At 36.0% G+C, this 12817-nt stretch carries 14 protein-coding genes; 10 read left to right on the top strand and 4 right to left on the bottom strand.

The genetic code is table 11. The features are described 5' to 3' along the window. Positions 1 to 506: 506 nt before the first annotated feature. From rpiB to tsaB, 8 genes are read left to right on the top strand one after another with little or no spacing between them, the layout of a single operon-like run. Positions 507 to 938, top strand: a complete 432-nt coding sequence (rpiB, locus tag IV494_RS12270) for a ribose 5-phosphate isomerase B (protein WP_196080428.1) — start codon at positions 507 to 509, stop codon at positions 936 to 938. Positions 939 to 965: 27 nt separating this feature from the next. Then, positions 966 to 3119 carry a ribonuclease R gene (rnr, locus tag IV494_RS12265; protein ID WP_196080427.1) on the top strand — a complete coding sequence of 718 codons (2154 nt, stop codon included), beginning with the start codon at positions 966 to 968 and terminating at the stop codon, positions 3117 to 3119. Positions 3120 to 3174: 55 nt separating this feature from the next. Next, complete coding sequence (locus IV494_RS12260) at positions 3175 to 3858, top strand: LysE family translocator (RefSeq protein ID WP_196080426.1); 684 nt, start codon at positions 3175 to 3177, stop codon at positions 3856 to 3858. Beyond that, positions 3855 to 4784, top strand: coding sequence for a S66 peptidase family protein (locus IV494_RS12255; protein WP_196080425.1), 930 nt, complete (start codon positions 3855 to 3857; stop codon positions 4782 to 4784). The genes IV494_RS12260 and IV494_RS12255 overlap by 4 nt, the downstream gene beginning before the upstream one ends. Then, positions 4784 to 5143, top strand: coding sequence for a DoxX family protein (locus tag IV494_RS12250; RefSeq protein ID WP_196080424.1), 360 nt, complete (start codon positions 4784 to 4786; stop codon positions 5141 to 5143). The genes IV494_RS12255 and IV494_RS12250 overlap by 1 nt, the downstream gene beginning before the upstream one ends. Then, the gene (locus IV494_RS12245) at positions 5143 to 5514 is read left to right on the top strand and encodes a YraN family protein (RefSeq protein ID WP_196080423.1); all 372 of its coding nucleotides are present in this window, start codon (positions 5143 to 5145) and stop codon (positions 5512 to 5514) included. Before IV494_RS12250 ends, IV494_RS12245 begins: the two co-directional genes overlap by 1 nt. Before the next feature lie 14 nt (positions 5515 to 5528). After that, positions 5529 to 6287: an SDR family NAD(P)-dependent oxidoreductase gene (locus IV494_RS12240; protein ID WP_196080422.1), complete on the top strand. Its 759-nt coding sequence runs from the start codon at positions 5529 to 5531 to the stop codon at positions 6285 to 6287. 29 nt (positions 6288 to 6316) lie between these two features. After that, positions 6317 to 6994, top strand: coding sequence for a tRNA (adenosine(37)-N6)-threonylcarbamoyltransferase complex dimerization subunit type 1 TsaB (gene tsaB, locus IV494_RS12235; RefSeq protein WP_196080421.1), 678 nt, complete (start codon positions 6317 to 6319; stop codon positions 6992 to 6994). Between the two features lie 86 nt (positions 6995 to 7080). Here the strand turns inward: tsaB and porW are convergent, their stop codons facing one another. From porW to IV494_RS12215, 4 genes are all read right to left on the bottom strand, one after another. Next, positions 7081 to 9624: a type IX secretion system periplasmic lipoprotein PorW/SprE gene (gene porW / locus IV494_RS12230; protein ID WP_196080420.1), complete on the bottom strand. Its 2544-nt coding sequence runs from the start codon at positions 9622 to 9624 to the stop codon at positions 7081 to 7083. A 92-nt stretch (positions 9625 to 9716) separates the two neighbouring features. Further along, entirely contained in the window at positions 9717 to 10274 is a 558-nt protein-coding gene (locus IV494_RS12225; RefSeq protein WP_196080419.1) for a Maf family protein, read from the bottom strand. A gap of 10 nt (positions 10275 to 10284) precedes the next feature. Then, a complete protein-coding gene (locus tag IV494_RS12220) occupies positions 10285 to 10803 on the bottom strand; it encodes a KdsC family phosphatase (RefSeq protein ID WP_196080418.1) in 519 nt (172 codons plus the stop codon). After that, complete coding sequence (locus tag IV494_RS12215) at positions 10793 to 11545, bottom strand: Rossmann-like and DUF2520 domain-containing protein (protein ID WP_196080417.1); 753 nt, start codon at positions 11543 to 11545, stop codon at positions 10793 to 10795. The genes IV494_RS12220 and IV494_RS12215 overlap by 11 nt, the downstream gene beginning before the upstream one ends. 104 nt (positions 11546 to 11649) lie before the next feature. On the opposite strand from IV494_RS12215, the gene IV494_RS12210 reads away from it, so the two are divergent. Continuing rightward, entirely contained in the window at positions 11650 to 12201 is a 552-nt protein-coding gene (locus tag IV494_RS12210; RefSeq protein ID WP_196080416.1) for an RNA polymerase sigma factor, read from the top strand. A gap of 64 nt (positions 12202 to 12265) precedes the next feature. Continuing rightward, complete coding sequence (locus IV494_RS12205; RefSeq protein ID WP_196080415.1) at positions 12266 to 12814, top strand: hypothetical protein; 549 nt, start codon at positions 12266 to 12268, stop codon at positions 12812 to 12814. The last annotated feature ends 3 nt before the right edge of the window (positions 12815 to 12817 follow it).

Here is a 12817-nt window from a genome sequence, read left to right as displayed (position 1 = left end):
TCGTTGATAGATAATGACTTGAGGACTTTACCAACAATTATTAGTAAGTTTTCTACTGCTACGCTATTAGGAAAGTTAATATTGAAAACCTCTTCAATTTGCTTCCTAAACTTTCTGCAAACTTTCTGTTGAGAATTCAAAAACTTAGTGCAGTATGAATTTAAAATGAATTAAAAAAGGATTTGTTTCACCGACTTATCCACACCATTTCGAGGCGATGCTAACATTTTATTCTGTTACTTTTTTTATGACGTGCCCCTCTCCTTTGCTTATCATAATACTGACTACTTTCCCGCATCTGTCGGGTCGCGCTGTACACTATTACTCCTCACTCCCCTGCTTTTGCCTGCGCTAGTTGCGGGGTAGCCGTTTCCATCGCTCACGCGAGATCGTTTTTGGTAATGAAAATTAATTTAGAATCGAAAGATTTAAGATTCAATCAAACCGTATTTATATTAATAGTATTAAATTTGTAAGATTTGTAAAATAATAAATTACATTTAAAAATGAAAAAAATAGCGATTGCTGCTGACCACGCAGGTTTTGAATACAAAGAGATCATCAAAAAATATCTGGAAGGAAAATATGAAGTGCAGGATTTCGGGACTTATTCCGAGGATTCTGTAGATTACCCGGATTTCGTTCATCCCGCTGCAACCTCTGTGGAAGATGGAATAAACGAATTAGGAATTCTGATTTGTGGAAGTGGCGAAGGCGTTGCAATTACTGCTAATAAACACCAGGGAATTCGTTGTGCTTTATGCTGGGAAACGGAACTGGCTGAATTGGCAAGACAACACAATAATGCGAATATGATCGCACTTCCTGCACGTTTTATATCCAGCGAGTTGGCAATCGATATCGTTGAAAAATTCCTTACCACCGATTTCGAAGGTGGAAGACATCAAAATAGAGTAGATAAAATTGCTTTTTGCTAATTCACTACTTCAAACACCTTTTATTTTATGGCTAAAAAAAGCAAATTCATATCATCGAAAAATAATAACAAACTTCAGGAAATTGGCAGTTTGATTTTTAATTTTATGAACAAAAACTCCGCGAAGATTTATAACTATAAACAGATTTCCGACGGTATCGATTATAAAAACCCGCGTCAAAGAGAACAGGTTATTCAGTCTTTGCACAAATTACTTTCCGAAAAAAGAATTAAGGAGACAGAAAAAGGAAAATACATCATCAATCTTAATATAGAAGGAACTTTAACCGGAACCATCGATTTTAACCAAGCTGGAAATGCTTACGTAAGAGTTGATGATATGAAAGATGACGTATTCATTCATTCCAAAAATGTGAAAGATGCGCTGCAAGGCGATAAAGTTCTCATCGTTACTTACAATTTCAAAGGCAAAAAAATGGAAGGTTCTGTTTTGGAAGTTTTGGAAAGAAAGCGTGATGAATTTGTCGGAGTTTTACAAATGATCAAAGAAAAAGATTTTGGCTTCGTAGTTTGCGATAAAAAATCCATCAACACCGATATTTTTATTCCCCGCGACAATATTGGAGGTGCAAAAGATGGAGAAAAAGTCGTTGTCAAAATGACTGAATGGAAAGGTGGCGAAAAAAATCCGACTGGCGAGATCATTAAGGTTTTGGGAATGCCCGGAAATCACGAAACAGAAATTCACTCCATTTTAGCAGAATATGGATTGCCTTATTCGTTCCCTGAAGAAGTTGAAAATGAAGCCAATAAAATTGATAAAACCATTGGTGGAGCAGAGTTAGAAAAACGCCGTGATATGCGTAATATCTGCACATTCACGATTGATCCGAAAGATGCGAAAGATTTTGATGATTCAATGTCTATTCAAAAATTAGACAACGGAAACTGGGAAATAGGCGTTCATATCGCCGACGTTTCGCATTACGTTGTTCCGGGAACTTTGCTGGATGATGAAGCTTACGAGCGCGGAACTTCCGTTTATTTGGTTGATCGTGTTGTTCCCATGTTACCCGAAATTTTAAGTAACGAGGTATGTTCTCTGCGTCCGAATGAAGATAAATATACGTTTTCCGCAGTTTTTGAAATGAATGAAAATTCGGAAGTTCTAAACGAATGGTTAGGCAGAACGATCACTCATTCTGACCGAAGATTTTCGTACGAAGAGGCACAGGAAAGAATTGAAACGAAGGAAGGTGATCTGACGGAAGAAATTTTAGTTTTAGACCGTTTGGCAAAAATTCTTCGCAAAAGAAGAATTGAAGATGGAGCCATAACTTTTGACCGCAGCGAAGTCCGTTTTAATTTAGATGAAAACAGCCAGCCGATTGGAGTTTACTTTAAAGTGAGCAAAGATTCCAACCATTTGATCGAAGAATTTGCATTATTGGCCAATAAAAAAGTGTCAGAATTTGTTTCTTTAAAAAATGGAAAACCGACCGAAAAAACATTTATCTATAGAATTCACGATGATCCTGATCCAGCAAAATTAGAAGCTTTGCGCGATTTTGTAGGAACTTTTGGATATAAAATGGATCTGGCGAACACTAAAAAAGTAGCGCAATCCTTAAATAAATTATTGGGTGACGTGAAAGGAAAAGGGGAGGAAAATATGATCGAAACTTTGGCCATGAGATCCATGAGTAAAGCGATCTACTCTACAGATCCGATCGGACATTACGGTTTAGGATTCGACTATTATTCGCATTTTACTTCACCAATTCGACGTTATCCTGATTTAATTGCACACCGATTGTTACAACATTATTTAGATGGCGGAAAATCGCCGAATAAAGAGGAGTATGAAATAAAATGTAAGCATTGCAGTGCGAGAGAACGTTTAGCAGCCGATGCAGAACGGGATTCTATCAAGTTTATGCAGGTCAAATTTATGGAGAAACATTTGGGCGAAGATTTTACCGGTGTAATTTCGGGTGTTGCAGATTTTGGTTTCTGGGTTCAGATTCCGGAAAATGGTGCAGAAGGTTTGATTAAACTTCGTGATTTAATGGATGATTCTTACTCTTATGATCAAAAAAATCATTTGGTTCAGGGAAGCCGAACAGGAAATCAATATCAGTTAGGCGACAAAGTAACCATCAAGGTGATGAAAGTTAATTTAGTTCAAAAGCAATTGGACTTTAAAATTATCAATTCATAAATCATTTATTTATAATAAGTTAGAGGAAAATTCCAACAACTTAAGATCTTTTTCTATGTTTGAACTCATTTTCTCCGCGATCGGTTTAGGAATTATGTTGAGTCTGGTTTTTATCGGGCCCATATTTTTTCTCTTAATTGAAACAAGTTTCTCCCGAGGCCCGAAACATGCTTTAGCCTTAGATCTAGGGGTTATTTCCGCGGATATTTTATGTATTGCCGCCGCATTTTTTGCGAGTGGCGATCTCGTTGAAATTATTGATAAACATCCTGGATTTTACCGGATTACCGCTTTTATCATTTTGATCTACGCAGTTTATATGATCGTTTCTAAAACCAAAATGCATTTAGCCAGTGAAGAAAAAATGATCAACCAAAACTATATGAAGACGTTTTTCAATGGTTTTTTCTTTAATATTCTCAATATTGGCGTTGTTTTATTTTGGTTGGTTACCGTAATTTCGGTGAGAAATGCGTATCCCGGACTTGATGATTTTCTGTTGTATATGGCATTGGTAGTGGGAACTTATCTGGTTATTGATTTTTTCAAAATTTATCTCGCGAAACAGTTTCACGATCGGCTTACTCAAAAACTGACGAATCAGATCCGGAAACTGGTAGGATTTATTTTAATTGCATTCAGTATTTTCATATTCCTGCAGAGTTTCAAAAAATTCAACCAGTTCGACAGAAGGCTTGAAGATGCAGAAAAGACAGAGCAAAAAATGATTCACAAATGAAAGAAGTAACTTTCCCTAAATCTTTGAAAAAAGGAGATAAAATTGCGGTCATTTCCCCTGCAGGTGCGGTTGAAGAATCTCAGTTGGAAAAAGGATTAACACTGATTGAATCAAAAGGTTTTGAACCAGTTCTCGGAAAGCACCTTTACACTAAATTTTCAAACGGTTACAATTACGCAGGAACTGAAAAGGAAAGAATAGAAGAGATGAACTGGGCGTTTAATAATGAAGAAATCGGTGCAATTTGGGCTTCTAGAGGTGGTTATGGGTGTCAACATTTATTGAGACATATCACGCTTTCCAGATTCAGGAAAAACCCGAAATGGTATATTGGATATTCCGATAATACGGTTATTCAAAGCTTTTTATTAAAAAATAATTTCGCCTCAATTCACGGACAAACCATCAAAACTTCCAGCTTTGGAGTAACCGATGAAAGCTATAATTTAATCTTCGATGTTTTAGAAGGTAAAAGACCAAAATATACGATTGATAAAACGCCGTTTAATAGAAATGGATTTACAGAAGGAACTTTGGTAGGCGGAAATCTCGCTTTAGTTTATGCACTTTTGGGTACGAATTATTCTTTTAATTTTAAAGATAAAATTCTTTTTATTGAAGATATCGGAGAGAATTATTATGCTTTAGACCGAATGTTGATCAGCTTAGATCTGGCCGGAGTTTTTCGAAATATTAAAGGTTTAATTATTGGTGGAATGACCAATATGGGCGATGAAAAAGACAACAAAAGCTATGAAGAAAGATTTGATGAATTTGCCTATAAAATAGTTACTGATCGGATTTCAAAATATGACTTCCCAACAGCATTTGGTTTTCCGAACGGACATATTCATGATAATCGACCTTTAATTATCGGAGCAAATATCAGATTGAAAGTCGCTGAAAAAACAACAATCGAATTCTAATGGAAATGCTGGGAATTTCAAAATATATCTTTGCGGTATTGCTTATTATCGCAGGAATTTTGCATTTCCTAAAACCCAATTTCTATAGAAAAATAATGCCTGCTTATCTTCCGGCACATCATATTTTAATAATTTTAAGTGGAATTGCCGAAATAATCTGCGGAATTTTACTGCTTTTTCCAGCAACATCTAATCTCGGCGCTTATTTGACCATTGCGTTATTAATAGCTGTTTTTCCGGCGAATATTGAAATGTCCCGTAAATATTATGTTAAGAAAAAGGAAGGATTTTGGTTCACTTTATTGCGTTTACCACTTCAATTTTTGATGATTTGGTGGGCGTATCAATTTATTAAATAATGGCAGAACACAATGATTTCGGAAACCTTGCAGAAGCTTTAGCTGCTGATTATTTGACCAAGAAAAATTATAAAATTTTGGTCAGAAACTTTCGTTATCAAAGAGCAGAAATAGATATCGTTGCAGAATTCGAAAACCTGATTGTTGTCGTGGAAGTGAAAGCAAGAAGTTATGATACGCTCATTGAGCCGCAAGAAGCAGTAACAAAGAAGAAAATAAAAGCAATTTTACTTTGCTCAGACTTTTTCATGAATGAAAATTCTATTGACAAAGAAGTACGTTTCGACATCATTACTGTTCTTCCAGATGCATCAGGAAAATTACAAATCAATCACATCGAAGACGCTTTTCAGAGTTTCGATGCGAATTAAAAATATCAAATAAAATGAAAACAGCACTTATTACAGGCGCAACTTCCGGAATTGGAAAAGCTACCGCAGAACTTCTCGCAAAAAATAACTGGCGACTTATTATTTGTGGTCGAAATGTAGAAGTTTTGAACCAAATGAAAACCCATCTTTCGGCAAGTACCGAAATATTTAGTTTGAATTTCGATATTCGGGAATTTTCTGAAGTCGAAAAGGCAATTCATTCTCTTCCGGAAAACTGGAAAAAAGTTGATGTATTAGTCAATAACGCTGGAAACGCTCACGGAATGGATTCCTTAGAAAACGGAAACATTGATGATTGGGATGCGATGTTAGATGGAAACGTAAAAGGAATTCTCTACATTTCTAAACTTCTTATTCCTGGTATGAAAAGCCAAAAATCCGGACATATTGTAAACATTTCTTCAACTGCAGCACGTCAAACTTACGCAAATGGAGTAGTTTATTGTGCTTCCAAAAAAGCCGTTGATGTAATTTCAGAAGGAATGCGTTTGGAGCTCACCGAATTTGGTATCAAAGTCACCAATCTTCAACCGGGACTAACGGAAACTGATTTCTCAAAAGTTCGTTTCAAAGGAGATGAAGAACGTGCAAAAACAGTTTATCAAGGTTTTCAAGCTTTGAAGCCAACTGATATTGCCGATGCAATTTCTTATTGTGTCAACGCGCCGAAACACGTTTGTATTTCAGATTTAACCATTTATCCAAGCGCGCAGGCTGAATCGCGAACCGTTTATAAAAACGTCGGCTTGTAATTAATTTATACTTTAATTTGTTTTCAAAAATGAAAATACTTCATATCGAAACTTCCTCCAAAAACTGCTCTGTGGCTATTTCTGATGGCGAAGAGCTGTTATGTTTGTGCGAAGAAGTTTCCGAAAATTATAAACAGTCTGAAAGTTTGCACACCTTTGTACAATGGGCTTTAGAAGGCGCTAAAATCACGTTGCAGGATTTAGATGCCATCAGTTTAGGAAAAGGACCGGGATCGTACACAGGATTGCGAATCGGCGCTTCTTCCGCAAAAGGATTTTGCTTCGGTTTAGAAATTCCGCTTATCGCTGTAAATTCTCTAGAAACGATGATCGAACCTTTTTTAAATAAAGGGTATGATTTGATCATTCCTTTAATTGACGCAAGAAGAATGGAGGTTTATTGTGCTAATTTTGATGGAAAATCCGGCGAAATACTGACGGAAACAGAAGCTAAAATTTTAGATGGATCTTCTTTTCAGGAACTTGAAGGGAAAAAAATAATTTTTGTAGGTGACGGAGCCAAAAAAGCAAAGGAAATTCTTCAGTTTTCTACCGCCGAGTTTGATGATACGATATTTCCCTCCGCAAAATATTTAATAAAAAAAGCCAGTGATAAATTCCATAAAAAAGAATTTGAGGATGTTGCTTACTTTGAACCTTTTTATTTAAAGGATTTTCAGGGGGTTAAGAAAAAGAAATCAGAATAATTTAAACTGTTAAAGCATTTTGAAATGCTGTTCTCCATAAATTGAACGAATAAAAAAAGCGAAGAATGATCTTCGCTTTTTAAGTATTAGAGTTTCGTGTCAACTGTTTTTTCTACGGGTCTTCCCATGTCTAGCTGATTTATTTTAGGAGACTGTATTTCATTTTTTTCATCATTTTGCGGGCGGCGTCGAGGAACTGGTTCTGCAACAGGTTCTCCTGGAACTGGTGCGCCGTTATTCTGATCCGCTTTATTCTCCGGCGTTCCGGGACCACCATTCAATTTATTACCAGTTTCATCAGTGGTTTCAATAGCCAGATCGCTTTTCAAATATTTCAGCATTTCCAGTGCTTTTTCACCTTCCCGCGTTCTGGCGTAGTTGAGCGCGATCTGCTCCAGCTGAAGGATCATAATTTCTTTCCCGGCAATTTTTCCTGAATTAAAGGCATTTAACAAAGCGAATTTTGGAACCAACGCGTCTTTTGGATATTTTTCTAAAGAAGATTCTATCAAAACTTTACTCTCCGCATATTTTTCTTGAGCGTATAGATCAAATGCTTCTGCATATACTTTCTCCACTTCTTCAGAGGATTTGGCGAAGGAATTATTTTTAGGATTTTTCACAAATTCCGCATAAGAAGTGTACGGATATTCAGTGAGGATCATCTGCTTAGCGCGATCTGCAGCACTCGGATTTTTTTCATAATTAATGGCAAAAATCTGATAAAGTGCCTGAAGTTTTAAATCGTCTTCCGGTTTCGAATCTACGAGATTATACAGCGTTTTGGTCGCAAGAGGCGTATCAGAAAAATAAGATTCGTACATTCTTCCTAAACCTAAGCTTGCGGTATCTCTCGCTTTTTTCAGCGCAAAAATATCCTTTTGATCGGTCGGTATTTTTTCAATATAAAAACCAGGTTCTAATCTTCTTGGGTCAGGTGCATTTGTAATTCCCATCGCCTCATTCTTCATATCTTCAATGGAGTTGCTTCTTGCAGAGGTGCGCCAGTTATCATTCAGGGAACGGTTTCCCCACAACTGTTTAAAGCTGGATTCTCCCTTTGCAACCGTGCTCAGATTCGCAAAATAAAAGCCACCCTTACTTTCTCCAAAATCCTGAAATCCTCCGGTATTTGCGGCAAAAAGTGAATTAGCAGAATAATCGCCGGTATCAAATCCTTTGCTGCGTTCGGCTCTTTTCTTCTCCAGTTCTTCTTTTGCTTCTTTGGTTTTAATTCCCTCAATATACTTGGCGAAATATGCAATTCTTTCAAATTCCGGCATGTTGGTTAATGCCAGAATACTGTCATTTTTCTTAATTAAATAATAATTTTTAGAAACCTGTTTGATGTTTTTTGATTGTTCCGTCAATAAAATTTTTGAAGGTTCGTAATTCATTACGGCTAAAGCAGAATCGTAGTAAGCACCTGCTGAAAGATAATCGCTGTCTTCAAAATAGGCTTTTCCAATCTCAAAATAATTCAGTCCACGGATTTGTGGATCCGAAATTTTTTCCTTCAATGACTGTGCGAAGAACGCTTTAGCTTCGTCTTTCTTTCCGGCTTTATTTGCCATTAAACCCAGAGCATAGTAAAATTCATTTTTTCTGGAAGCGTACGTTCCTTTCTTACTGATTTTTGCTAAATATTCTTTGGCTCCTTCGTAATCATCACCTTTTCCGTTAAAGGTTTTGGCGATTTCGATTTGTGATTTTACTTCGAACTCAAAGTTGTTCGCATTTTTGTAAGCGGAAACAAAACTTTCTCTTGCTTCTTCGTTTTTCCCTAAATTGGCTAAGATCTGCCCGCGAAGAAAAGCAATTCTACTGCGAAGTTTTCTGTTTTTATTGACCGCATAAGCATCGCTCAGTTCATTGATAGCATCTTCTTTTTTTCCAGCGTGAAGCAACATTTCTGAGTAATAAATACTCAGCAATTTGCGCTGATCTTTTTTCAGTTTTTCTTTTTTCAGATCTGCAAAAACCTCTTCGGCTCTTGTATAATCTTCCATTTTTGAATAGGCGAGACCTTGATAAATTTTCGCCAAACGAATTCTTTTATCTTTCGGCATATTCGAAAAAATATAATTCAAACCATCTAAAGCTTCCAGAGGTTTATTTTGATAAATTCTAGCTTGAGCCAGCAATATATTTGCATTGAAAATTTCTTTATTCTTCTCTACACCGCCTTTCATTACTGAATATTTGGCGATGGCTTGAAGTGCTTTTGCTTCGGAAATTTCTAAAATGGTAGCTCCCGTTTTTCCTCCGGGATTATTAGGATTTTGTGATCTGCCTGGAGTTCCGAAGTTATTGGCGCCCGGAGTTCCCGGTCCGTTGTTGCCCATTCTTCCAGTCGGAGCAGGATCATCGCTGAAGATTTTTGCAGATCCCAGTTCCGTTCCAAGAGGTTGCTCATCGTAAGTCAATAATTGAATGTATGGAGCGTAAAAATTATCTCTGTGTGCTTTATCGCGATTTTTTAGTTCAGTTTCCAGAGCATCTTTACTATTAAAAAGAGTATTGTAGTAGGCGAAAAATCCCTTCATAAAGGTAGAACTATTCGTCTTTTTACGAGATGAGCAGGAACTGAGAACCGTGATTGCTAAAAGAAAGAGTATCGTTTTTTTCATTATTTCATAATAACTTTGAAATTGGCACTTTAGTATAGAAAATGCCAATTAATTTGTTGTAAAAATAATGATTTTTTATTTTTTAAAGCTACTTATTCAAAATCTTTTAAAACCGAGTAAACCAAATGCGTCGGAAAGCCCATGATCGTATAATAACTTCCTTCGATCTTCTTGATTTTTGCCATTCCGAGCCACTCCTGAACACCATAACTTCCTGCTTTGTCAAAAGGTTTGTAATTTTTGATATAGAAATCAATTTCAGTGTCTGTTAAATCACCAATTTCTACAGAAGCCACATCGGTTTTTGAGATATTTTTTTCTAAACTTCTGATCGTAAAGCCCGTGTAAACCTGATGTGTTTTCCCAGAAAGTTTTCGTAACATTTCTCTGGCTTCTGCCTCATCTTTCGGTTTTCCCAGAATTTCGTTTTCTAAAGCCACAATCGTATCAGCAGTAATTAAAATTTCGTCTTTTTCCAGATCGCGGAAAGCATTTGCCTTCAATTCCGAAAGATATTCCGCGACTTCCTCAACCGCTAAATTTTGCGGATAAATTTCCTCACAGTCAATCGAGACGACCTCAAAAGTAAAGCCTAAATTTTCTAATAATTCTTTTCTTCGCGGTGAATTGGAGGCTAGTAATATTTTCATTAATAATCAATTAAACACTTTGAGTATTATCTTCAATCCAGTTTCCCTGAATTTTCATAACCTGTTCAATAACGTCGCGAACTGCGCCTTTTCCACCTTCAATTGGAGATATATATTCTGAGATTGCTTTCACTTCCTGAACTGAATTTTTTGGACATGCCGAAATTCCCGAAACTTTCATAATGTTGATATCCGAAAGATCATCTCCCATCGTTAAGATCTCCTCGTTTTTTAAATTGTATTTTGATTTAAAATCCTCAAAATCAATTTGTTTATCGGGCGATTTGGCGTAATAATCTTTGATACCCAAGTAATTGATCCTGTGTCGAACTTCTTCATCATTTCCGCCGGTAATAACTCCAATGATATAATTATTTTTAATGGCTTTTACCACCGCATAACCGTCTAGAACATTCATGACTCTACACATATTTCCACCTGGTAAAAGGTAAACGCTTCCATCGGTAAAAACACCGTCAACATCGAATACAAAAGCTTTTATATTTTTTAGTTTCGTTTTATAACTCATACATTTTTTTTATTGATTCGTTCATTACCTGGTAGATTTTGAGATGTTCCTCATCTTTAATTAAAGCTTCATGTAGTTGTAAGATCTTTTCATCATTCCTTATTGCCGGTCCAGTTTGCGCTAATTTAGGATCCATTGAATAAATCTTCGACGTAGTTTCTTTAATTAAAGGCAAAAAGTATTGAAATGGAATTTGCTGAGAATCTGAAATTTCTTTTGCCCGGGCAAAAAGATGATTCACAAAGTTGCAGGCAAAAACTGCGGTAAGATGAATATATTTTCTTTTTTCATAATCGCTTTTCATTACATTTTCAGAAATTTTCAAAGCCAGATTTTCGAGCATTTTTAAATCATCTTCGTTATCAGCTTCTACGAAAAAAGGAATTTCTGAATACTGCAGTTCTTTCGATTTGGAAAAAGTCTGTAATGGATAAAAACAGCCTTTTCTAAATTTACCATCCAAAATTTCTTTTGGTAATGAACCGGAAGTATGCGCGACCACGCAATTTTCTTTCGTAATTTGTTTTGAAATTGTTGCAACTGCATCGTCATTTACCGCGATCAGATAGAAATCTGCATCTAACAATTCAGTAGTAGAAAAAGGAATATCCAATTTTTCTGAAATTTCCTTCAAGGCATTATCATTCCTGCCGAAAATTTGGGAAACAGCGATATTTTTTTCCTTGAAAGCTTTCGCGAGATGATAAGCTACATTTCCGGAACCTAGAATGACGATTTTCATTGAGTTAAATATGAACAAAGGTAATTATTTTGGTTTGGACTCAATATTGAAATACTTATTTAACTTTTAATTAAATTTACCATCAAAACAACGAAAGCGTCGCAATGAAGATTAATGAAACCGAAATTATCGAGTTGATGTCGAGCGAGAAAACCCGTGAAAAAGGAGTTCGTTCGATGATGGATGCTTATCAGAGTAGGTTATATTGGCATATCAGGAGATTAATTGTTGATCACGATCTGGCGCAAGATGTTTTACAGGACACGTTTATCAAAGCGTATCAGAATTTTCATCAGTTCAAGCAGGACAGTCAACTATATACATGGTTGTATAGAATTGCTACGAACGAAGCTTTGCAACAGCTGAATAAGATGAAAAAAATGCAAAAAAGTGACGAAGGTTCAGAATATCATCTTCAAAACTTAGTTGCAGAGAATGTTACAGCAGATGCCGATGAAATTCAGATCTTGTTACAGAAAGCCATTCAGTCATTACCGGAAAAGCAGAAACTGGTTTTTACTTTAAGATATTACGAAGATCTACCGTATGAAGAAATTTCGAAAATTGTAGACATGTCGGTTGGAACTTTGAAAACCAATTACCATTACGCCAAACAGAAAGTGGAAGAGTATATAAAATTAAATTACACCGAATAAAACATTTTTTCTCTAGTAAAATCGCATCATTGCAGATGACCATTAAAGAAATAAAAATAGACAGATGAAAAATTTAGATATAGAAAAATTAGAACGTCAAAACGTTTACAGCGTTCCTGACCGTTTTTTCGAGGAAATGCAGATGAAAGTTCTTGCAGAAACCGCTCCTAAAAAAGAGGCGAAAATTATTAAGATGAACTGGGCTTATTCTGCCGCCGCTGCAGTTGCTTTATTGTTCGGAGTGACCTTTTTCGTCAATCAGAAAAATACTGATACTGAAGTGGTATCTGCCACAAAACAAGTTACCAACGACAGCAATACGGTTGCAAACAGTTCATTACCAAGTGATAACCCTAAAAAAGAAGCTGTTGTTCCGGATCAAATTGCAGACCAAGATTTAACTACTGTTGTCGCATCGAATCAAAAAGAAAGCAAAGTTCCAACTGCAATTGTAGAGCAGAATAAAAATAAATTGGGAGATTCAGAAAAAACGGCAGTAAGTCAAAATCCTGATATTCAAGTAGATCAGATTCTCGCTAGTTTTTCCTCCGCAGATTTGGCAGATTTAGGAAAAAATGTTGAACAGGATGTTTATCTGGATTTGTACAATTAAAAC

The organism is Kaistella gelatinilytica (assembly GCF_015679325.1).
Lineage (GTDB): Bacteria > Bacteroidota > Bacteroidia > Flavobacteriales > Weeksellaceae > Kaistella > Kaistella gelatinilytica.
This window is presented reverse-complemented; position numbering and strand designations above follow the sequence as displayed.